At 65.3% G+C, this 20861-nt stretch carries 21 protein-coding genes; 1 reads left to right on the top strand and 20 read right to left on the bottom strand.

All coding sequences use genetic code 11. The features are described from left to right. Nucleotides 1–6 precede the first annotated feature (6 nt). From LCI23_RS01525 to rpsF, 6 genes are all read right to left on the bottom strand, one after another. A complete protein-coding gene (locus tag LCI23_RS01525) occupies nt 7–633 on the bottom strand; it encodes a DUF47 domain-containing protein (protein WP_224942841.1) in 627 nt (208 codons plus the stop codon). Nucleotides 634–719: 86 nt separating this feature from the next. Continuing rightward, the gene (locus tag LCI23_RS01530; RefSeq protein ID WP_224942844.1) at nt 720–2105 is read right to left on the bottom strand and encodes a replicative DNA helicase; all 1386 of its coding nucleotides are present in this window, start codon (nt 2103–2105) and stop codon (nt 720–722) included. Nucleotides 2106–2210: 105 nt separating this feature from the next. After that, nucleotides 2211–2663, bottom strand: a complete 453-nt coding sequence (rplI, locus tag LCI23_RS01535; protein ID WP_224942846.1) for a 50S ribosomal protein L9 — start codon at nt 2661–2663, stop codon at nt 2211–2213. Nucleotides 2664–2701: 38 nt separating this feature from the next. Next, nucleotides 2702–2992, bottom strand: coding sequence for a 30S ribosomal protein S18 (gene rpsR, locus LCI23_RS01540; protein WP_027866749.1), 291 nt, complete (start codon nt 2990–2992; stop codon nt 2702–2704). A 42-nt stretch (nt 2993–3034) separates the two neighbouring features. Next, nucleotides 3035–3325, bottom strand: a complete 291-nt coding sequence (priB, locus tag LCI23_RS01545; protein ID WP_027866748.1) for a primosomal replication protein N — start codon at nt 3323–3325, stop codon at nt 3035–3037. 27 nt (nt 3326–3352) lie between these two features. Continuing rightward, nucleotides 3353–3739: a 30S ribosomal protein S6 gene (gene rpsF / locus LCI23_RS01550; protein WP_020656856.1), complete on the bottom strand. Its 387-nt coding sequence runs from the start codon at nt 3737–3739 to the stop codon at nt 3353–3355. Between the two features lie 283 nt (nt 3740–4022). Between rpsF and lexA the strand changes: the two genes are divergently transcribed. Continuing rightward, nucleotides 4023–4655, top strand: a complete 633-nt coding sequence (gene lexA, locus LCI23_RS01555; RefSeq protein WP_224942848.1) for a transcriptional repressor LexA — start codon at nt 4023–4025, stop codon at nt 4653–4655. A 235-nt stretch (nt 4656–4890) separates the two neighbouring features. Here the strand turns inward: lexA and LCI23_RS01560 are convergent, their stop codons facing one another. The 14 genes from LCI23_RS01560 to asd all read right to left on the bottom strand — a co-directional run bounded on the left by LCI23_RS01560 (nt 4891) and on the right by asd (nt 20835). Next, entirely contained in the window at nt 4891–5613 is a 723-nt protein-coding gene (locus LCI23_RS01560) for a tetratricopeptide repeat protein (protein ID WP_224942849.1), read from the bottom strand. A gap of 111 nt (nt 5614–5724) precedes the next feature. After that, nucleotides 5725–6966 (bottom strand): cystathionine gamma-synthase family protein, encoded by a 1242-nt coding sequence (locus LCI23_RS01565; RefSeq protein ID WP_224942850.1) that lies wholly within the window; start codon nt 6964–6966, stop codon nt 5725–5727. Nucleotides 6967–6983: 17 nt separating this feature from the next. Beyond that, entirely contained in the window at nt 6984–8507 is a 1524-nt protein-coding gene (purF, locus tag LCI23_RS01570) for an amidophosphoribosyltransferase (protein WP_224942854.1), read from the bottom strand. Between the two features lie 50 nt (nt 8508–8557). After that, complete coding sequence (locus tag LCI23_RS01575; protein ID WP_224942858.1) at nt 8558–9046, bottom strand: CvpA family protein; 489 nt, start codon at nt 9044–9046, stop codon at nt 8558–8560. 19 nt (nt 9047–9065) lie between these two features. Then, nucleotides 9066–9968 carry an SPOR domain-containing protein gene (locus LCI23_RS01580; RefSeq protein ID WP_224942860.1) on the bottom strand — a complete coding sequence of 301 codons (903 nt, stop codon included), beginning with the start codon at nt 9966–9968 and terminating at the stop codon, nt 9066–9068. Between the two features lie 12 nt (nt 9969–9980). Continuing rightward, nucleotides 9981–11279 (bottom strand): bifunctional tetrahydrofolate synthase/dihydrofolate synthase, encoded by a 1299-nt coding sequence (gene folC / locus LCI23_RS01585; protein WP_224942862.1) that lies wholly within the window; start codon nt 11277–11279, stop codon nt 9981–9983. Nucleotides 11280–11360: 81 nt separating this feature from the next. Then, nucleotides 11361–12233 carry an acetyl-CoA carboxylase, carboxyltransferase subunit beta gene (gene accD, locus LCI23_RS01590; RefSeq protein ID WP_224942865.1) on the bottom strand — a complete coding sequence of 291 codons (873 nt, stop codon included), beginning with the start codon at nt 12231–12233 and terminating at the stop codon, nt 11361–11363. A gap of 211 nt (nt 12234–12444) precedes the next feature. Continuing rightward, nucleotides 12445–12711 (bottom strand): hypothetical protein, encoded by a 267-nt coding sequence (locus tag LCI23_RS01595; protein ID WP_224942868.1) that lies wholly within the window; start codon nt 12709–12711, stop codon nt 12445–12447. Nucleotides 12712–12849: 138 nt separating this feature from the next. Beyond that, complete coding sequence (gene trpA / locus LCI23_RS01600) at nt 12850–13647, bottom strand: tryptophan synthase subunit alpha (RefSeq protein WP_224942871.1); 798 nt, start codon at nt 13645–13647, stop codon at nt 12850–12852. A 43-nt stretch (nt 13648–13690) separates the two neighbouring features. Further along, complete coding sequence (gene trpB, locus LCI23_RS01605) at nt 13691–14932, bottom strand: tryptophan synthase subunit beta (protein ID WP_224942875.1); 1242 nt, start codon at nt 14930–14932, stop codon at nt 13691–13693. Further along, entirely contained in the window at nt 14916–15632 is a 717-nt protein-coding gene (locus LCI23_RS01610; protein ID WP_268824691.1) for a phosphoribosylanthranilate isomerase, read from the bottom strand. The genes trpB and LCI23_RS01610 overlap by 17 nt, the downstream gene beginning before the upstream one ends. Further along, on the bottom strand, nt 15623–16423 hold the full coding sequence (gene truA / locus LCI23_RS01615) for a tRNA pseudouridine(38-40) synthase TruA (protein ID WP_224942896.1): 801 nt from the start codon (nt 16421–16423) through the stop codon (nt 15623–15625). Before truA ends, LCI23_RS01610 begins: the two co-directional genes overlap by 10 nt. Next, nucleotides 16420–19371: a FimV/HubP family polar landmark protein gene (locus LCI23_RS01620; RefSeq protein ID WP_224942899.1), complete on the bottom strand. Its 2952-nt coding sequence runs from the start codon at nt 19369–19371 to the stop codon at nt 16420–16422. Before LCI23_RS01620 ends, truA begins: the two co-directional genes overlap by 4 nt. A 333-nt stretch (nt 19372–19704) precedes the next feature. After that, nucleotides 19705–20835, bottom strand: coding sequence for an aspartate-semialdehyde dehydrogenase (asd, locus tag LCI23_RS01625; protein ID WP_224943037.1), 1131 nt, complete (start codon nt 20833–20835; stop codon nt 19705–19707). Between the last annotated feature and the right edge of the window lie 26 nt (nt 20836–20861).

Below are 20861 nucleotides of genomic sequence, written 5' to 3' on the forward strand. Positions count from 1 at the left end.
TGACCGTTACGCGTTTTCGACGATGATGCCTTCGACAATGTTCGCCACGTCTTCGCAGCGGTCGGTGACGGTCTCGAGGATCTCGTAGATCGCTTTCATCTTGATCAGGTTGCGCACGTCCGGCTCGTCGCGGAACAGCTTGGACATGGCGGCGCGCATCACGTGGTCGGCATCCGACTCGAAGCGGTCGATCTCTTCGCAGATGGCGACGATCTTCTGGGCGTTGCCCATGTCGTGCAGCAGGGAAACGGCTTCCTGTACCTTCTTGCAGGCCGACAGGCACAGCTCGGCCAGGCGTGCCGCTTCCGGGGTCACCGCGTGCAGGTCATACAGCGACACGGTCTGGGCTGCGTCTTCCATCATGTCGAGGATGTCGTCCATGCTGGTGATCAGCTTGTGGATGTCGTCGCGGTCGATCGGGGTGATGAAGGTCTTGTGCAGCAGGTCGACGGTGGTGTAGGTGATCTTGTCCGCCTGTTTCTCGATGCTCTCCACCGCATGGGTGCGGTTTTCCAGGTCGTCGAAATGGGTCATCAGGCCGACCATTTCCTGCGCACCTTTCACGCACAGCGCGGCGTGCTGGTTGAACAGGTCGAAAAATTTGCCCTCCTGGGGCATCAGGCGTCCAAACATATTGTTCTCCGTTATGAATCTCTTGGGACTTCGCCACCGCCGCCAGGACTGGCGGCGGCAAAGTACATTGACTTCGAATGTGCGGCTTAGTCGCCCTGGTAGATGGCGAGGTTGCCGCTGTAGTTGCCAAACTTGGTATAGGAGCCGATCCAGGTAAGGCGAATCGCCCCGATCGGGCCGTTACGCTGCTTACCGATGATGATCTCGGCGGTTCCCTTATCAGGCGAGTCGGGGTTGTAGACCTCGTCGCGATACAGGAAAATGATAACGTCCGCATCCTGTTCGATAGCGCCCGATTCGCGCAGGTCGGACATGACGGGTCGTTTGTTGGGTCGCTGTTCCAGCGAGCGGTTCAGCTGGGACAGTGCGATGACTGGGCAATGCAGTTCCTTGGCCAGGCCCTTGAGCGAACGCGAGATCTCGGAAATCTCGGCTGCCCGGTTGTCGCCCGGCTGGCTGCCCTGCATCAGCTGCAGGTAGTCGACGATGATCAGGCCCAGCTTGCCGCACTGGCGCGCCAGGCGCCGCGCACGGGCGCGCATCTCGATCGGGTTCAGCGCCGGGGTCTCGTCGATGTAGAGCTGGGCGTCGTTCATCTTCTGGATGGCGTGCGTCAGGCGCGGCCAGTCCTCGTCGTTCAGGCGGCCAGTACGCAGGCGGTGCTGGTCGAGCTGGCCGACCGAGCCGAGCATACGCATGGCCAGCTGGGCGCCGCCCATCTCCATCGAGAACACGGCCACCGGCAGGCCGGCTTCGATCGCCACGTTCTCGCCGATGTTGACCGAGAACGCGGTCTTGCCCATCGAGGGACGGCCGGCGACGATGACCAGGTCGCCCGGCTGCAGGCCCGAGGTCATGCGGTCGAGGTCGATGAAGCCGGTCGGCACGCCGGTGATCTCGCCCTGGTTCTCGCGCGAATACAGTTCGTCGATGCGCTCGACCACCTGGGTCAGCAGTGGCTGGATCGGGTTCCAGCCCTGCTGGCCGCGCGCGCCGGTCTCGGCGATCGCGAAGATCTTCGACTCGGCTTCGTCGAGCATCTGCTTGACTTCCTTGCCCTGCGGGTTGAAGGCGTTGCCCGAGATTTCGTCGGCCACCGTGATCAGGTTGCGCAGGATGCCGCGGTCGCGCACGATCTCGGCATAGCGGCGGATGTTCGCTGCCGAGGGCGTGTTCTGCGCCATCGCGTTCAGGTATTGCAGGCCGCCCACTTCCTCGGCCTTGCCCAGCATGTTGCAGGCTTCATAGACCGTGATCACGTCGGCTGGCTTGCCGGCGTTGATCAGGCGGACCATCTGTTCGAAGATGATGCGGTGGTCGTAGCGGTAGAAATCCTCCGCGTGCATGAAGTCGGCGATGCGGTCCCACGCGGCATTGTCGCGCAGGAGGCCGCCGATGACGGACTGCTCTGCTTCGATGGAATGCGGTGGGATGCGCAGGGAATCGACTTGCGGATCGGATGGGGAATTCATGGCGGGCATTATACCGTTTCCGGTCATCCGGCTGAAATAATTGGCGAGTTTCCAGGAATAAAAAAAGCCGGGCGAACCCGGCTTTTTCATTTATACAACAACTGCTTAGGCAGCTTCGCCCACCACCGCGATGGTGATTTCCGAGACGACGTCGGTGTGCAGCGCGACGGCGACCGGGAACTCGCCGGTGGTCTTCAGCGGACCGGTCGGCATGCGGACTTGCGACTTCTCGACGGCGAAACCTTGCTTGCTCAGGGCTTCGGCGATGTCGAAGTTGGTGACCGAACCGAACAGACGGCCGTCCACGCCCGCCTTCTGGGCGATGGTGACGGTCATGCCGCTCAGCTTGTCGCCTTGCGCCTGGGCAGCCGACAGCTTTTCAGCTGCTGCTTTTTCCAGTTCGGCGCGCTTGACTTCGAACTCGGCCACGGCGGCCTGGGTGGCGCGGCGCGCCATCTTTTGCGGGATCAGGAAATTACGTGCGTAACCGTCCTTGACTTTGACGACGTCGCCCAGGTTGCCGACGTTGACGACTTTTTCGAGCAGAATAACTTGCATGTTTTTTTCTCCAGGATTTCTAGCTGACGTGCCGCAATTTAAGCGTTGTGCAGGTCGGTGTACGGCAGCAGCGCGAGGTAGCGTGCGCGCTTGATGGCGGTGTCGACCTGGCGCTGGTAGTGCGCCTTGGTGCCGGTCAGGCGTGCCGGCATGATCTTGCCGTTTTCCTGGACGAAGTCCTTCAGGGTGTCGACGTCCTTGTAGTCCACCTGTTCCACGCCTGCGGCGGTGAAGCGGCAGAATTTCTTGCGCTTGAACAGCGGATTCTGCTGTTTGCGCTTCATTTTTTCTTTGGCTTTGTTTTTGTCGAACTTTTTACCGAATGCCATTTTGAGGCTCCTGTATCTGTAATCTAAATAGGCCGGGTACTGTTACGCGGCACTGAAATCAATGATGTGAAACACCAAGGCTTTGCTGTTGCGGTTCTTCCTTGCGAGGAATCCTTCGAAGCGGTAGGCGGCGCCGAGTTCAGCGCTTTCCAGCCTGCCTGAAATCTCGCCCGCGCCGAGCGCAGGGATTTCAAACGCGACCTGCCTTGCCACTCCGGCCTCGACCTGCTGCGAATCGTGCATCAGGATCGCGCCCACGATGGGGACGCCGGCCGGGGTGAAACGCAGTACGTCTCGCTCCGCGATGGTCGCGATGAGCTGGAACTGATTCACTGCGCTCTACGAATTCCCGAGAAAAACTTAAGCAGCTGCGGCCGGGGCAGCGGCTGCTGCTTCTGCGCGGTGGCTCTTGGCTGCGTCTTCGCGCTGGACCGACTTCATCATCGGCGACGGTGCGGTTTCGGCCTTCTTCATCTTGACGGTCAGGTGACGCAGGACGGCATCATTGAACTTGAATGCGGTTTCCAGCTCGACCAGGGTCTCGTTGTCGCACTCGATGTTCATGCAGATGTAGTGGGCTTTCGGCAGCTTCTGGATCTGGTACGCCATTTGACGGCGGCCCCAGTCTTCCACGCGATGGATGTTACCGCCGCGGCTGGTCACCGTGGTCTTGTAACGCTCGATCATCGCCGGAACTTGCTCGCTCTGGTCCGGGTGGACGATAAAAACGATTTCATAATGACGCATGCAACACTCCTTGAGGACGTTTAAACAAATGCCCACCTCGGCGTCAAGACGAGTGTGGGAAGGGAAAGCCTGACATTATAGCCGGAAAATCACGCGGATGGGAACCGGGACCTGGCTGTCATGGTCGCGATGGCGCCTTCGACTGCGTGGCGTACGCCACAATCGGGCGCACGCGACCCGCGTTGCAGCATTTTTTTGCAGTTTTCCCGTGTTTGCCCTTGCGCATCCGGGAATACTGTACAAAAATACAGTCTGCTCTTATAACTCATGCCGTAGACCACCCATGCTCAAGCTCACTGTAAGGCAAGAACAGATCCTGAACCTGATCAAGGAAGCGATCGAAAACACCGGCTTTCCGCCGACCCGCGCCGAAATCGCGGCCGAGCTGGGTTTCAAGTCGGCAAATGCCGCCGAAGAACACCTGCAGGCCCTGGCGCGCAAGGGCGCCATCGAGATCTCGCCAGGCACCTCGCGCGGCATCCGCCTGGTTGGCGCCTCGGTCGAGCAGATCCCGATGCCGCCCCCGAATCTCATGATGTCGCTGCCGCTGGTCGGCCGCGTCGCCGCCGGTTCGCCCATCCTGGCCCAAGAACACGTGGAAGCCACCTACTCCGTCGATGCCGCGATGTTCTCGGCCCGTCCCGACTTCCTGCTGAAGGTCAAGGGCTGGTCGATGCGCGATGCGGGCATCTGCGACGGCGACTTCCTTGCCGTCAAGAAAATCGACAGCGCCAAGAACGGCCAGATCGTGGTGGCGCGCCTGGGCGAAGAGGTCACCGTCAAGCGCTACCGCAAGACCGGAAACCTGGTCGAACTGCTGCCGGAAAATCCGGACTTCAAGGTCATCCAGGTAAAGCCAGAAGACGAGTTCGCGCTGGAAGGGCTGGCGGTCGGGCTGATGCGCAGCTGGCACTAAGGCTGAGACTGACACTAGCGGACTGCCTGTCAGTGAAGAGGTGCTGCTCATCCTTAGCGTGGGCGGGTCTCCCGCCCACGCGATCAAATTACACTACTGCAGCCCGCGCGACTGTTCATATCACGTCGATCACCGCGTGGGGTGATCCGGTCCAGTGGACCGGATCACGAGCCGCCCACCCTACGATCATCCTTCACTGACTGGCATTGGGCTGCATGCCTGCCTTTTTTGCCCTTTATTTACCCTTCAGCAGGGTCGAGTTGTTGCTCTTGACCATCTTGTTGTGCTCGGAGACATAGGCGTCGGTCGCCTTGCGCCAGGCCTCGAAGTCGGCCAGCACCAGTTTCGAACTCACCTTCGCCTCTTCCTGCAGGTTGGCCTGCAACTGCTCCAGGTAGGCGGTCGACTTTTCCAGCTCGTCCTTCTTCATCAGCTTGCGGATGTCGTCGGGGACGCGCTTGGTGAGCGGCGTGGCCGCGTTCAGGTTGGTCACGTACCGGTTGTAGCAATCCTGCCAGGTCGTGATGGCGGCGCCGATGCGGTCGATGTCGGCATTGATCTTCGACATCGTCGGAATGCGCGGTGTCGCGCAGCGGAATTCGCCCGATTTCAGGTCTTCGCCGTCGTAGCCGCTGATCCAGTAGTCGATGTCCTTGCGGCGCTTGACGCGCTGCTCCATCACCGCAAGCGAGGCGGCCGCGACCTTGTTGCCCTTGGCGGCCGATTTCTTGAACAGCGCCTCGGCCTTGGCCTCGTCCACCTGACCCGCTTCGCCGTACCAGTACATCTGGCCCAGCGCCTGCTGTGCTTCCGGGTTGCCGGCATCGGCCAGCTTCGTATAGATCTTCAGCGCGCCCGCATAATCCTTCTTCTCGAACAGGGCGTTGGCGTTGTCCAGTTCGCCGGCATGGGCGGCGCCGCACAGCAGCAGGGATGCAAGGAACAGCTTGGTTTTCATGGCAGCTCGGAGTGGCAAAAGAAGACCCATGATAAGGGCAAGCCGGTACCCCGCTCAACCGCTGAAACAAAAATGGCAGCCCGCGGGCTGCCATGATGATGTTTCGGGTGCTCAGGACGCAAGCGCCTGGCGGAAGTCCGCCAGCAGGTCTTCGGTATCCTCGATCCCCACCGAGACGCGGATCAGGGACTCGGCGATGCCCATGCTGGCGCGCCGCTCCGCCCCCATCTCGAAGAAGATCGTGTGCGCCACCGGAATCACCAGGGTACGGGTATCGCCCAGGTTGCTGGCCGGGATGCCGAGTTTCAGGCGGTTCAGGTAGTCGAAGGGATCGATCTCGTCAACCAGCTCGAAGCTCAGCAGCGAACCGCCGCTGCGGAACAGCGATCCCACCAGGGCGTGCTGCGGATGCGAGGCCAGGCCCGGGTAGTGCACCGCGGCCACGCGCGGATCGGCTTCCAGCATGCGCGCCAGCGCCAGCGCATTGGCGCAGGTGCGCTCCATGCGCAGCGCCAGCGTCTCGGCGCCCACCGCGATATGGTGCGCCGCTTCCGGCCCCAGCGCCGCGCCGAAGTCGCGCAGGGCCTTGGCGCGCAGCTGGGCCAGGCCCTGGTTCGCTGGCGCCTGCTTGCGGAAGTTGGCGGCGATGTTCGGATACGCGCTCCAGTCGAACAGGCCGGTGTCGGTCAGGGCGCCGCCCAGCGCGATGCCATGCCCGCCGATCGACTTGGTCAGCGAATTGACCACCAGGCCCGCCCCCACCGCCCTGGGACGGAACAGCCAGGGCGTGGTCATGGTGTTGTCCACCACGTACAGGATGCCGCGCTCGCGGCACAGCTGGCCGATGCGCGCCAGGTCGGCCACCTGGGTGCGCGGGTTGGCGATGGTCTCGACGAAGACGATGCGCGTGTCCGGCCGCAGCGCCGCTTCGACCTTGGCGGCATCGGTGGCGTCGACGAAGTCTACCGCCACGCCCTGTCCGGCCACCGTCTGCCACAGGCTGTTGGTGTTCCCGAACAGGAACGAGGACGAGACCACATGGTCGCCCGACTTCAGGAGCGCCTGGAACAGCGCGCCGATGGCGCCCATGCCGGTGGCGAAGCACAGGGTGCCGACGCCGTCTTCCATCTTGCTGATCTTGTCTTCCAGCGCGGCGACGGTCGGATTGCCCTGGCGCCCGTAGCGGAAGCCCGGCTCCCGGCCCTGGAACACGGCCGCCAGCTGGCGCGCGTCGCCGTAGCCGAAGGCGACCGAGGTGTGCACCGGCTTGTGCAGCGAGCCCTGCTCGACCGGCTTGCGGCGGTCGTTGTGCAGGATGGTGGTAGTGAAGCCGTAGGGGTTCGTTTCGCTCATGGCAGTCGCCGTCCCGCCTACTCGGCCACCGCCGGGGTGTTCAGGTTGAGCTGCGTGCGCACCGGATCCTCGACCTGGCCGGTCTTCGGGCTGTGGCGCGCGGATTCCTGGCGGTCCAGGTATTCCGGAGTCACGTCGCCGGTGACATACACGCCGTCGAAGCAGGATGCCTCGAAGTTGGTCAGGGCCGGGTTGACGTCCGAGATCGCTTTTTTGAGCGCATCGATGTCCTGGTAGACCAGGCGGTCGGCCGTGATCTCCCTGCACACTTCCTCGACCGTGCGGCCGTGGGCGATCAGCTCGTCGCGGGTCGGCATGTCGATGCCGTACACGTTCGGGTACAGCACCGGCGGCGCGGCCGACGCGAAGAACACCTTGCGCGCGCCGGCGTCGCGCGCCATCTGCACGATCTCGCGGCTGGTGGTGCCGCGCACGATCGAATCGTCCACCAGCAGCACGTTCTTGTCCTTGAACTCGGAGGCGATCGCATTGAGTTTCTGGCGCACCGATTTCTTGCGCATGCCCTGGCCCGGCATGATGAAGGTGCGGCCGATGTAGCGGTTCTTGATGAAGCCTTCGCGGTATTCGACGCCCAGCTTCAGCGCCAGCTGGATCGCGGCCGGACGCGAGGAATCGGGGATCGGCATCACCACGTCGATGTCCTCGACCGGGATCTCCTGGCGGATCTTGTCGGCCAGGTATTCGCCCATGCGCAGGCGGGTCGCGTAGACCGAGGCGCCATCGATCACCGAGTCCGGGCGCGCCAGGTACACGTATTCGAAGGCGCACGGGTTCAGCGAGGGGTTCTCGGCGCACTGCTGCTGCGACATGTTGCCGTCGTTGTCGATGAACACGGCCTCGCCCGGCGCGATATCGCGCACGAAGCGGAAGCCCAGGCCTTCCAGCGCCACCGATTCGCTCGCCACCAGGTACTCAAGGCCGGCTTCGCCCTCGTTCACGCCCAGGCACAGCGGACGGATGCCGAACGGATCGCGGAAGGCCAGCATGCCGTGGCCGGCGATCTGCGCCACCACGGCGTACGCCCCGCGCACGCGGCGGTGCACCGCGGCCACAGCCTTGAATACGGCGTCCTTGTCCAGCTTGTAGCCGTCGGCCGCTTCCTGGATCTCGTGGGCCAGCACGTTGAGCAGCACCTCCGAGTCGGAATCGGTGTTGATGTGGCGGCGGTCGTTGCGGAACAGCTCTTCCTTGAGCTGGGCCTGGTTGGTGAGGTTGCCGTTGTGGGCCAGCGTGATGCCGAACGGGGCGTTCACGTAGAAGGGCTGCGCTTCCTCTTCGCTGGACGAGCCGGCGGTCGGGTAGCGGCAATGGCCGATCCCGGTATTGCCCTGCAGCGAGCGCATATTGCGCGTACGGAACACGTCGCGTACCAGGCCATTGGCCTTGTACATCGAGAACATGCTGCTGTGATTGGTTGCAATGCCCGCAGCGTCCTGGCCGCGGTGCTGCAGCAGCAGCAATGCGTCATAGAGAAGCTGGTTGACGGGATTGTGCGAGACGACGCCGACGATGCCACACATGGTGCGCTCCTAGAACTGGACTGCCTGATTACAAGAATGTCAAAACGAATCTAAAAATGGATGTGCTGCGCCAGTGCAGCAGGAAGGAAAGGTTTCACCGTGCGCGCCCCGGTTTCCGCCATTGGCGAGAGCAGCGCGTTCCTCCAGAAATCCTGTTGCGGGATGGCAGTCATCCCGCACAATATGACGGCGCTCAGCACGATTACAATGCCGCGCGCCAGGCCGAACAGGCCTCCCAGACCACGGTCCGCCAGGCTCAGCCCGGTGGCCGTGATCAGGGCGCCAATCGCCAATGACAGCAGGCCCATCAGTATCCGCACGCCCAGGAACAGGATGATGAAGGCCGAGATCAGGCGCGCCGTCTCGCCCGGCAGCAGCCCGGGCAGCAGGGGCGCCAGCTGCGCGCCGTAGGCGTTGGCCACGACGAAGGCCACGATCCAGCCCAGCAGCGACAGGATTTCCTTCACCAGCCCGCGCAAGGTGGAAATGATGACGGACGCGCCCAGCACGAACAGCACCAGGTAATCGAAAATCGTCACGCCCCGCGCACCTTCCCGTTCAGAGCGGCATCAGGCTGCCGGACAGGCCCATGCCGATGAGCTTCGAACGGATCTTCTCACCCTCTTCCTTGGTGTACGGGCCCACGCGCACCCGGATCAGGGAACCGGATTTCTCGGTGAAGGAAGACACGCCGGCCGCGCGCAGGCGGCCCTGCAATTCGTCGACCTTTTCCTGGGTCGCCAGCGCCGCCACCTGCACCACGTATTTCTGGACCGGGCCAGCCGCGCTGGCCGGCTTGCCTTCGAGGATGGCGATGGCGCGCGCGGCATCGTCCTGGCGCGGGCGTGCTTCGGCCGGTTTCGGCTCGGCCGGCTTCACTGCCGGCTTCTTCGCTTCCTGTTCGGCGAGCCTGGTCGGGGCCTCGGCCTTCGGTTCGCGCTTCGGTTCGGGCGGCGTTTCGTGTTTCAGCGGCGCCGGCGTGACGGTGCCGGACTCCAGCTTCGCTTCCGGCTTCGGTACCGGGGAAGGAGCCGGGGTATCGAGCGTGCGCAGGGGCGGCGGATCGGCCGGCGCCGGCTCGGTGGCCTCGGGCTCGACGATCTCCTCGCCGCTATCGACGCTGGCGGCGGCCGGCACCGGCAGCGGCGCGGCCTTGTCCTTGGCAGGAATGTTGATGGCGATATCGGCGCCGAGTGGCTGGGGCCCGGAATCGAGCAGCATCGGCAGGCCGACCGCGGCCGCCAGCGCCAGCGCGATCGCACCGACCAGGCGGCGGCGGGCGCGCTTCTTTTCGGGGAGGATGGGGTCGGCGCCACGTCCGCGGCGCGCGCCGTCGCCGGCGTGCGAGGCGCGCTTGGCGCGGGCCTGCTGGCCATAGGCGGCATCGTCGTCCTTGACGAAATGGCCGCTGTCCCGGACCGTGTCTTGCCTGTTTTTGCTACCGAACGAGAACAAGCCCATGCGATTCTAGAGTCAGTGTAGAGAGGATTTGCGGGCCGCCATCACGCCGGCGACCGTGTAGAACGAGCCAAAGACCACAATTCTATCATTCTCCCCTGCCCGGCTCACGGCGTTTGCATAGGCCTCGGCCGGCGTGGCGAAGGCGGTCACCGAGAACTCGCCTTCTTTCGCGCCGGCCGGCGCCAGCGCCGCCAGCCTGTGCGCCAGCTGCTGCGGGTCGCTCGCGCGCGCCGAAGGCAGCCCGCACACGCACCAGTGGTCGACGATGCCCTTCAGCGGGGCGATCACGGCGTCGATGTCCTTGTCTTCCATGATGCCGAACACCGCATAGGTGTAGCGGTGGAAGCCCATGTTGCCGAGGTTGTGGGCCAGCGCGGCGGCGGCGTGGGGGTTATGGGCCACGTCCAGCACCTGGGTCGGGCGCCCCGGCAGCACCTGGAAGCGGCCCGGCAGCTCGACCATGGCGAGGCCGGCGCGCACTTCCTGGGCGCCGCAGGGCAGCTGCAGGCGCAACACTTCGAGCGCGGCCAGCGCGGCCGAGGCGTTGAGCAGCTGGTTGGCGCCGCGCAGGGCCGGATAGGCCAGCGCGTTGCGGCGCTGCGTGCGACCGCCGTAGCTCCACTGCTGCTGGTCGCCCTGGTAGTTGAAGTCGCGCCCCAGCAGCCACAGGTCGGCGCCGATGTCCTCGGCATGCTTGATGAGCGTTGCCGGTGGCACCGGATCGCTGCAGATCGCGGCCTTCCCGGGCCGGAAGATGCCCGCCTTCTCGAAGCCGATCTGTTCGCGGGTATCGCCCAGGTAGGCCGTATGGTCGATGTCGACGCTGGTGACGATCGCCACGTCGGCGTCGATCACGTTGACGGCGTCCAGGCGTCCGCCCAGGCCGACCTCGAGGATGGCCACGTCCACGCCGGCATGCGCGATCAGGTGCATGATCGCCAGGGTGGTAAATTCAAAATAGGTCAGCGGCACCTCGCCGCGCACGCGCTCGACCGCCTCGAAAGCCTGCACCAGCGCGGCGTCGCTCGCCATCTCGCCGTTGATGCGGGCACGCTCGTTAAAGTCGAGGAAGTGCGGCTTGATGTACAGGCCGACGCGGTAGCCGGACTGCAGCAGCACGGTTTCCAGCATGGCGCAGGTCGAGCCCTTGCCATTGGTGCCCGCTACCATGATCACGGGGCAATCGAAGGCCAGCTGCAGGCGCTCCTTGACGGCGCGCACGCGGTCCAGGCCCATGTCGATGTGGGTTTCGGCATGGCGCGACTCGAGCAGCGCCAGCCAGTCGGGCAAGGTGGTCGGGAGAGGTGGCATTGGATGAACTTCGGTATGCGTGCGGAGAGCACGGGTGCGGAGGCCGAGGCGTCCGCACCGGATGGGAGGTTAAGCTGTCACTCAGGCCAGCGCGTCGGCGGCCTGGTTTTGCAGCAGCGCCAGCAGGCGGGCGATTTCTTCGCGCATCTTGCGGCGGTCGACGATCATGTCGACGGCGCCCTTCTGCACCAGGAATTCGGCGCGCTGGAAGCCTTCCGGCAGCTTCTCGCGCACGGTGTTCTCGATCACGCGCGGGCCGGCGAAGCCGATCAGGGCTTTCGGCTCGGCGATGACGACGTCACCCATGAAGGCGAACGAGGCCGAGACGCCGCCCATGGTCGGGTCGGTCAGCACCGAGATGAAGGGCAGCTTTTTCTCCGACAGCTTGGTCAGCATGGCGGTGGTCTTGGCCATCTGCATCAGCGACAGCAGGCCTTCCTGCATGCGGGCACCGCCGGTGGCGGTGATGCAGATGAAAGGCACCTTCTGTTCCAGCGCCACCTGGGCGCCGCGCACGAAGCGCTCGCCGACGACCGAACCCATCGAGCCACCCATGAATTCGAATTCGAAGCAGGCGACGACGACCGGCAGGCTCATGATCGAGCCGCCCTGCACGATGAGGGCATCGGTTTCGCCGGTGGCGTCCATGGCCTGCTTGAGGCGGTCCGGGTATTTCTTGCTGTCCTTGAACTTCAGGGTATCGACCGGCAGGGCTTCCTGGCCGATGTCATAGCGGCCGCCCTCGTCGAGCAGCGCATCGAGGCGCTCGCGGGCGCGGATGCGCATGTGATGGTCGCACTTGGGGCAAACGTGCTGGTTGGTTTCCAGGTCGGCGCGGTACAGCACCGATTCGCACGACGGGCACTTGACCCACAGCCCTTCGGGCATGGTCTTGCTCTTGGCGGCATCGGAGCGCTGGATCCGTGGGGGCAGCAGTTTTTCTAGCCAACTCATCTTTTCTCCTTGCGGCAAGTCTTCGAAGTGGCGGTAGTGTAGCCGCAAGCGCCCCGCTTGTCGAATGATGTCGCCCCACCAATTATCTTCCTGCCAAGATTGGGGTCAGAGTCAAATTGTCGAGCAATTACCCGCGCCTCAAATAGGGTCAGAGTCGAATTATTGGGAAACTCTGCAATCTTTCCCAACAATTCGACTCTGACCCTCATTGTTAATGGACGTCGGTGGTGGTGAATTCGAAGCCGCCGATCTTGCTGGCGACGAGGTTGTACACCCAGGCGCCCAAGGCGGTGAAGATGAAGCCGAAGACGGTGTACAGGACCGGCATCAGGACCAGCATGCCGAGCGAAAACCCCTGGCCGGATGCCATGGCCGGGATGGCCATCAGCAGCACCATCGGCACCGACAGCACCAGGTAGATGACCGCCATGACCTTGGCGGATTGAAGAATGGAAACGTTGACGATCTGCTTTTTCATGGCGTGCCTGGTGGGTTGATTGACGGATTGCTACCTCACCAATGTAACCCAGGCCGTGGCATTCGGGAATGCCCCGGCGACATCCCATTCATGGCGCGTAAAACGGGACGCCACGCAGGCGCCCCGTTTCCAGCGAGCTCAGGCGTCGAGCGCGCTGCGGATGCCGGAGGTAAAGGCGCGCACCGCCTCAACCGCCCCTTCCCGCGGCACCGATTCCAGCTCCTGAATGATGCGGCTGCCGATCACCACCGCATCCGCCACCTGCGCCACCGCGCGCGCCGTGGCGCCATCGCGGATGCCGAAACCGACCCCGATCGGCAGCTTGACGTGCTCGCGGATCGCGCCCACCCGGCGCGCCACGTCTTCCGTATCGATGCTGCCCGCCCCGGTCACGCCCTTGAGCGAGACGTAGTAGCTGAAGCCGCTGCCGTAGCGCGCCACCTGCTGCACGCGCTGGGTGGTCGAGGTGGGGGCCAGCAGGAAGACCAGGTCGAGGCCGTTCGCGCGCATGGCCTCGGCAAAGGCTGCGCACTCTTCGGGCGGATAGTCGACCACGATCGCGCCGTCGGCACCGGCTTCCTTCGCGCAGCGGATGAAGTTGTCGGGGCCGATGCGTTCGATCGGGTTGGCGTAGCCCATCAGGACCACCGGGGTCGTCGTGTTCGTCTCGCGGAATGCGCGCACGAAGCCGAACACGTCGTGCAGGCCGACGTTGAACTTCAGTGCGCGCTCGCAGGCGCGCTGAATCACCGGGCCTTCGGCCATCGGATCGGAAAACGGCACACCCAGTTCGAGGACGTCGGCGCCGCCCTCCACCAGGGCGTGCATCAGCGGCACGGTCAGGTCGGGACCGGGGTCGCCGGCGGTGATGAAAGTGACCAGGCCGGTCTTGTTCTGCGCCTTGAGGGCGGCAAAGGTCGATGCAATACGGGACATGCTGTTCTATCCTTTAAAAGTTCACGAAGCTGCGGGAAGACGGTCAGCTGAAATCCAGCCCCATCCTCTGCGCCACCGTGTGCATGTCCTTGTCGCCGCGGCCCGACAGGTTGACCAGGATCAGCTGGTCCTTCGGCAGCGTGGCCGCCAGCTGCGTCGCGTAGGCGATCGCGTGCGAGGATTCCAGCGCCGGGATGATCCCTTCGATGCGGCAGCAGTCGTGGAAGGCCGCCAGAGCCTCGTCGTCCGTGATGGTCACGTACTGCGCGCGCTGGATATCCTTCAGCCAGGCGTGTTCCGGTCCCACGCCCGGATAGTCCAGGCCGGCCGAGACCGAGTGGGTCTCGATGATCTGGCCATTGTCGTCCTGCAGCAGGTAGGTGCGGTTGCCGTGCAGGACCCCCGGGATGCCGGCGCTGAGCGAAGCCGCATGCTTGCCCGACCCCAGGCCCTCGCCTGCCGGCTCGACGCCGACCAGTTTCACGCCCGGCTCGTCGATGTAGGGATAGAAGATGCCCATGGCGTTGGAGCCGCCACCGACGCAGGCCAGCACGTAGTCCGGCTGGCGGCCGGTCATGGCCGGCATCTGGACCCGGCATTCCTCGCCGATCACCGACTGGAAGTCGCGCACCATCATCGGATACGGATGGGGACCGGCCACGGTGCCGATGATGTAGAAGGTGTTCTCGATGTTGGTGACCCAGTCGCGCATCGCTTCGTTGAGCGCGTCCTTCAGGGTCTTCGAGCCGGATTCCACCGGGACGACGGTTGCGCCCAGCAGTTTCATGCGGTAGACGTTCTGCGCCTGGCGCTTGACGTCTTCGCTGCCCATGTAGACCACGCATTCCATGCCGAAGCGGGCGCAGATGGTGGCGGTGGCCACGCCGTGCTGGCCGGCGCCGGTCTCGGCGATGATGCGCTTCTTGCCCATGCGGCGCGCCAGCAGGGCCTGGCCGATCACGTTGTTGATCTTGTGCGCGCCGGTGTGGTTCAGGTCTTCGCGCTTGAAGAAGATCTGGGCGCCGCCGAGCTGTTCGGACCAGCGCCGCGCGTGGTACACCGGCGACGGACGGCCGACGAAGTGGGCCAGTTCATAGCGGAATTCTTCGAGGAATGCGGGGTCTTGCGAATAGCGCGCGTAAGCCTCGTTCAGCTCGGCCAGCGCATGCGACAGGGTCTCGGCGACGAAGCTGCCGCCATAGGGGCCGAAGTGTCCCGACCTGTCGGGCAACTGGTAGCCAGTGTTCTTGAACAGCGGAGCGTTTCCGCTAGGACGATCTTTCATGATGGTTCTCACTCGAATGGATGGCGTCGGCGGCCCGCACGGCCTTGATGAAGTCATCAATCCTGCGGGCATCCTTGATGCCCTTCTGCGCTTCGACGCCACTGCTGACGTCGACCGCGAACGGGCGAACACGTAGCACCGCGTCAGTCGCGTTTTGTACGTTCAAGCCACCACTCAAAACGACCCGAGGCGCGAGCTCTTTTGGGACGAGAGACCAATCGAATGCCTTTCCTGCGCCGCCGTAGGCGTCCACCCAGGTATCCAGCAACAGGCCGGAGAACCAGGGACTGGCGGCGCGGTATCTACGCTCGTATTCTAGCAGTTCGTCCGGGCTTGTGTCCGGCCTGACCCGGAAGGCTTTCACGAAAGGACGCTGGACGGCGGCGGCAAGCGTTGCGCACTCTTCGACCGTTTCGTCGCCGTGAAACTGGATCAGCGCCAGCGGCGCCGCTGCAGCGACCGCCCTCACCTTGTCCAGCGTCGCGTTGACGAACAGCGCGACCGCGCTCACATAGGGCGGCAGCGCCTGGCACAGGTCGGCCGCCTGCTGCGGGGTGACGTAGCGCGGGCTTTTTGGATAGAAGACGAAACCAAGCGCGTCGGCGCCGGCACTGACGGCCGCGCGCAGGTCTTCCTCGCGCGTGATGCCGCAAATCTTGATACGGGTGCGTTGCATGACGATCCTCGAACTTACAGCCAGGGCAAAGGGTGCGCAGGCTCCTGGGGCAGGCCCCACTTGGGATCGTAATCGATTTTGGCGAGATACAGGCCGTCCGGCATGAAGGTCGGCGCCGCGACGTCGCGCGAGCGGCTCTCCAGCACCTCTTTCATCCAGTCCGGCTCGTTGCGGCCGGTGCCCACGTAGATCAGCGAGCCGACGATGTTGCGCACCATGTGGTGGAGAAAAGCGCTGGCGCGTACCGTGAACACCAGCACGTCGCCGTAGCGCCGGATGCTCACCTCGTGCATCTGCTTGACCGGCGAATTGGCCTGGCAGCCGGAAGCGCGAAAGGCCGAGAAATCGTGCTCGCCAATCAGGTGCTGGCCGGCCTGCACCATGCGCTCCACGTCCAGCGGGCGGAACACCCAGCCGGCCCGGCCGGCCAGCAGCGCCGACGGGTTCGGGTGGTTGTAGAGCACGTAGTGATAGGTGCGCGCGCGCGCCGAGAAGCGCGCATGGAATTCGTTGCCGTCCGCATCGGGCGCGACCTCGTGGGCCCAGCGCACCACGATCGAATCGGGCAGGAAGGCGTTCACGCCGCGCACCCAGCTCTGCATGGCGCGGTCCAGTTCCGTGTCGAAGTGGACCACCTGCTCGATGCCGTGCACGCCGGCGTCGGTGCGGCCGGCGCAGGTGGTATTCAGGGGCGTGCAGGCGAAGCGCTCGAGGGCGATCTCGAGCCGGTCCTGGACCGTGTTGCGCGCCGGCTGCTTCTGGTAGCCGTTCCAGTCGGTGCCGACATACTGGACACCCAGTGCGATGCGCCTCACGCCAGCAGGGAGCGCATTGCGCTGGCCTTGCTCACCTGTTCGCTGTTGCCACCCTTGATGACTTCATCGAGCAGCTCGCGTGCGCCTTCCTTGTCGCCGATTTCCTGGTAGGCGAGTGCGAGGTCGAGCTTGGTTTCCATTTCCATGAGTTCCGGCGACAGCGCTGCCGCTTCCAGTGCGGGTTCGGAGGCCGCGCCTGCCCCCGGCGCCGCCGGCGCCGCCGGCATGTCGAGGGCAGGCAGGTCGAGGTCGATGTCGGCCAGGTCGAAGGCCGCGTCCTTCGGTGCCGGGGCGGATGGCTCGGGCAGCGCGAACGGATCGTCCAGCGCGCCGGCGGCGGGCGCAACGTCGAACTCGAAAGGCGCGAATGGTGCCGGCGCGGCCGACGCGGTTGGTGCGGCCGGGGCAGCGGTCGTGTCGGCCGGATCGCCGAAGTCCATGGCATCGAGGTCGAACAGCGGATCCCCGGCCGCCGGCACTGCCGGCGCCACCGCATTCTCAGGGCCGAGCTGCTCCAGCATCTGGTCGTGGAAAGGCGTCGCCTCGGCCACCGCGCTGGCCGCGGCCGGCGTGGCCGGCTGGCCGAAGTCCATCATGTCGAGGTCGAACAGCGGATCCTCTTCGGCGGCCGCGGCCACCGTGTCTTCCTCCACCGCCGGCAGCGGCGGCAGGTCGAACTCGGCGGCCAGGCCGGCCAGGTCGATGTCGGTGTTCGGCGCCGCCGCGTCCACCGGTGCCTCGGCCGGCGGCGCGCCAGCCGGCGCTTCCGGATCGGCGAAGCTCATGTCGAAGGCCAGGTCGAAGGGCTCCTCGGCGGACGCTGCCGGCGCCGGCGCCTCCTGCAGGTCGGCCGGAGTGACGGGGTCGAGCACGAAATCGAGGTCCGGCACGGCGGTGTCGTCGCTCTCCGGAGCCTGTTCCGGCTCGCCCGCGCCCACCGGCTCGAAACTCAGGTCGCCCAGGTCGAAGTCGAGCGCGTTGTCATCGTGCGCCGCGTCCTGTGCCGGCACGGCGGTCGCGTCCTGGGCGTCGTCCAGGTCGGCCGCCGACATCGCATAGGCCGCGCCGACCGCCGGCGCGCCGCCGCGGAAGGCGTCTTCGAGCTGCTTCGACAGCAGCGACTGCTGGTCGCGCTCCTGCGGGCTCTGGACGGGCGCCACCGGGACCGCCCCGGCGCCGGCGTACAGCGGATTGGACGGATCGATGCCCAGGCCAAGCGCGGCCGCCTGGGCCCACTCGTCGCCCTGGCCGCGGGTCAGGCCAAACAGTTCGCTGGCCTGGGCCTCGAAGGCGCGCAGGTCCTTGCGCGCGGCGTAGATCTCGAGCAGCTTGAGGCGCACCGGATGGCGTTCCGGATGGGTGCGCAGCGCCTCCTTCAGGATTTCCTCGGCCTGGGCATCGCGGCCATAGGCGATATACACGTCGGCTTCGGCGACCGGGTCGACTTCATTGGTATCGAGCTGCGAGGCGGAGGGCGCGAAGCTCGAGTTGAACACGCTGTTGCTGGTATCGACGCTCTGGCCGCCCGTTTCCGAGTACAGCGAGTGCGCGGCCTGGCCCGGCACGCCCAGCACCGAGGGCTCGGCCACCACCGGCCGCGCCTCCTCCTGGCGCTTCTTGCGGCGCTGCGAGATGCCGAGTGCCGCCAGCAGCAGCACGATGGCGCCGCCGGCGACGTAGTTGATGTTGTCCATCAGGGTGTCGGCGAGCCCCTTCTCTTCGGGAGCCGGCGCCTTCGGCTTGGCGCTGGCGGCGGGCGTGGCCGGCTTTACCGGCCGGGCGGGCGCGGGGGCGGCCGCCTCGGCGTCGCTGCCGGCGTCGGCACCGGCGGCGGCATTCTGCGCCTCGCTGCCGGCCCGGCTCTTCACCGTCATCATCTGTTCCAGCTCGCTGACGTTGCGCTCGAGTTCCTTCACCCGTTCCTGGGCCTGGGCCAGCTCGCGTTCGCGCGCGATCGCGTCCTCGGCGCTGGCGGTGTCGCCGCCCGTGCCGCCGGCCGCCTGGGTCGCTTTCGACAGGCGCAACTGGTCCTGCGCTTCCCTGGCCGCGGTCGGGCCTTCCTCGACCTTGGCGGTGATCCTGCCGGACGCGCTCTGGCCCGCCTGCGGCGTGCGCTGCGGCGCCGCGTTCGCCACCTGCCCCGCCAGCTTGTTGCGGTAGGCATTGAAGTCGGCCGCATGCGCGACGACCACGCCGCGCGCTTCGGTTTCGCCACCGCCGCTGCGCATGGCGTCGGTATCGGGCACCGCCAGGATCTGGCCCGACTTCAGGCGGTTCATGTTGTTACCGATAAAGGCATCCGGATTGGCGCGGTACAGGGCCACCAGCATCATGTCGAGCGAGATGTCGGCGGGCTTCAGTCGCGCCGCGATCTTGCCGAGGGTGTCGCCGCGCCGCACGCGGTAGCTGGACGGCGGCTGCGCCGCTGTTGCTGGTGCTGCTGCTGCGCTTGCCGCCGCGGCGGCGCGCGGCGCCGGTGCGGCCGTGTCGCGTCGCGCCTCCTGGGGTGCGGCCGGCGTGACCGGCGCCGCCGGCGCTTGCGGCGCCGGTCGCGTTGGCGCCGCCGGCGCGGCCTGGGCCGGCTGGGTGGCGCGTAATTCGGCCGGGTCGAGCAGGAAGGTGTATTCGCGCACCAGGCGTCCGCTGTTCCAGGACAGCTCGATCAGCATGTCGACGAAGGGCTCGTTCAGCGGCTGGCCGGAACTGACGCGGATATAGGGGCGTCCGGCGCGCTGCTCGACGCTGAAGCGCAGCGACAGCAGCGCCGGGTTGAATTCGATGTTGGCCGTACGGAAGGCTTCCGGGGAAGCCAGCTTCACGGCCATGCTGGACACGTCCTCGCCAGCGGTCGTCGTCAGTTCGATTTCGGCGCGCAGCGGCTGGCCGAGCGCCGACAGCACCGTCAGCTTCCCGAGGCCCGCGGCATGCGCGGCAGACGACAGGAGCACGGCACTGGCCACAGCCGCGGTGACCGCTTTCAGCGCTGGTGCCATGAACGGAGGACGATGTGGAAAATGCATAGTGGACAGTGAGGACAGTTGGCCAAAGAAAGTTGACTCTAGGAAAGGCGATTTCCCGGGTGTCCCAACATATCATCATGCCTTGGAGCATGCAAGCATCCCGCATGCATCGCCACTCCCGCAGCAAGCGATCTGTGGCCAGAATGCGCGCTGCAGGCCGGGAATGATAATGTTTGATTACCAGCGATTAGCAAGATGGCAGCAGGTATGGCAAGCCTGCCAATGAAGGATGCCTGGCCGCGCGCGCGGCCAGGGGACGCTTTACTGGTCCAGTACGATGCGCAGCATGCGGCGCAGCGGCTCGGCCGCGCCCCACAGCAGCTGGTCGCCGACGGTGAACGCGGACAGGTAGTCATTCCCCATCGCCATCTTGCGCAGGCGGCCGACCGGAATGCCCAGCGCGCCGCTCACGGCGGCCGGCGACAGCGCGCGCATCGAGGCTTCGCGCGTGTTCGGCACCACCTTCACCCACGCATTGTGGGAGCCGATGATGTCCTCGATCTCGTCGAGCGGAACGTCGCGGGTGAGCTTGATGGTCAGCGCCTGCGAATGGCAGCGCATCGCGCCGATGCGCACGCACAGGCCGTCCACCGGAATCGGCTGCGTGCCCGCGAAGCCGGCGCCGCGGCCGAGGATCTTGTTGGTCTCGGCGCCGGCCTTCCACTCTTCCTTCGACTGGCCGTTGCCCAGGTCCTTGTCGATCCAGGGAATCAGGTTGCCGGCCAGCGGCACGCCGAACTGCTTCGTTTCCTCGGGCGACAGGCCGTGCTGGGTGGCCAGCACCGTGCGGTCGATCTCGAGGATGGCCGAGGCCGGGTCGTCCAGCAGCGGCCTGACGGCGCCGTTGATGGTGCCGAACTGGCTCAAGAGTTCGCGCATGTGCTGGGCGCCCCCGCCGGATGCCGCCTGGTAGGTCATGGAGCTCATCCACTCGACCAGGCCCTGCTCGAACAGGCCGCCCAGGCCGATCAGCATGCACGACACGGTGCAGTTGCCGCCAATGTAGTTCTTCACGCCGCGCGCCATGGCGTTCTTGATCACGTCCTGGTTGACCGGATCGAGCACGATGACGGCGTCGTCGTTCATGCGCAGGGTCGAGGCGGCGTCGATCCAGTAGCCGTTCCAGCCGGAAGCGCGCAGCTGCGGGAACACCTCGGTCGTGTAGTCGCCGCCCTGGCACGAGACGATGATCTCGCACTTGGCCAGCTCGGCGATATCGAGCGCGCTCTTGAGCGTGGTCTCGTTCTTCGCCATCTTCGGCGCGGCGCCGCCCGGGTTCGAGGTCGTGAAGAACACCGGCTCGATGTGGTCGAAATCTCCCTCTTCCTGCATGCGCTGCATCAGGACCGAGCCCACCATGCCACGCCAGCCTACCAGGCCTACTAATTTCATCATTGTCTTTCAGGTATAAAAATGGA

This window comes from Massilia sp. MS-15 (assembly GCF_020176695.1).
Taxonomy (GTDB): Bacteria; Pseudomonadota; Gammaproteobacteria; order Burkholderiales; family Burkholderiaceae_D; genus Telluria; species Telluria hydrophila.

What these genes read in the sequence shown, in the direction of transcription:
- LCI23_RS01525 (WP_224942841.1), bottom strand. Translation starts at nt 633, where the DNA reads ATGTTTGGACGCCTGATGCCCCAGGAGGGCAAATTTTTCGACCTGTTC.
- LCI23_RS01530 (WP_224942844.1), bottom strand. Translation starts at nt 2,105, where the DNA reads ATGAATTCCCCATCCGATCCGCAAGTCGATTCCCTGCGCATCCCACCG.
- rplI (WP_224942846.1), bottom strand. Translation starts at nt 2,663, where the DNA reads ATGCAAGTTATTCTGCTCGAAAAAGTCGTCAACGTCGGCAACCTGGGC.
- rpsR (WP_027866749.1), bottom strand. Translation starts at nt 2,992, where the DNA reads ATGGCATTCGGTAAAAAGTTCGACAAAAACAAAGCCAAAGAAAAAATG.
- rpsF (WP_020656856.1), bottom strand. Translation starts at nt 3,739, where the DNA reads ATGCGTCATTATGAAATCGTTTTTATCGTCCACCCGGACCAGAGCGAG.
- lexA (WP_224942848.1), top strand. Translation starts at nt 4,023, where the DNA reads ATGCTCAAGCTCACTGTAAGGCAAGAACAGATCCTGAACCTGATCAAG.
- LCI23_RS01560 (WP_224942849.1), bottom strand. Translation starts at nt 5,613, where the DNA reads ATGAAAACCAAGCTGTTCCTTGCATCCCTGCTGCTGTGCGGCGCCGCC.
- LCI23_RS01565 (WP_224942850.1), bottom strand. Translation starts at nt 6,966, where the DNA reads ATGAGCGAAACGAACCCCTACGGCTTCACTACCACCATCCTGCACAAC.
- purF (WP_224942854.1), bottom strand. Translation starts at nt 8,507, where the DNA reads ATGTGTGGCATCGTCGGCGTCGTCTCGCACAATCCCGTCAACCAGCTT.
- LCI23_RS01580 (WP_224942860.1), bottom strand. Translation starts at nt 9,968, where the DNA reads ATGGGCTTGTTCTCGTTCGGTAGCAAAAACAGGCAAGACACGGTCCGG.
- folC (WP_224942862.1), bottom strand. Translation starts at nt 11,279, where the DNA reads ATGCCACCTCTCCCGACCACCTTGCCCGACTGGCTGGCGCTGCTCGAG.
- accD (WP_224942865.1), bottom strand. Translation starts at nt 12,233, where the DNA reads ATGAGTTGGCTAGAAAAACTGCTGCCCCCACGGATCCAGCGCTCCGAT.
- LCI23_RS01595 (WP_224942868.1), bottom strand. Translation starts at nt 12,711, where the DNA reads ATGAAAAAGCAGATCGTCAACGTTTCCATTCTTCAATCCGCCAAGGTC.
- trpA (WP_224942871.1), bottom strand. Translation starts at nt 13,647, where the DNA reads ATGTCCCGTATTGCATCGACCTTTGCCGCCCTCAAGGCGCAGAACAAG.
- trpB (WP_224942875.1), bottom strand. Translation starts at nt 14,932, where the DNA reads ATGAAAGATCGTCCTAGCGGAAACGCTCCGCTGTTCAAGAACACTGGC.
- asd (WP_224943037.1), bottom strand. Translation starts at nt 20,835, where the DNA reads ATGAAATTAGTAGGCCTGGTAGGCTGGCGTGGCATGGTGGGCTCGGTC.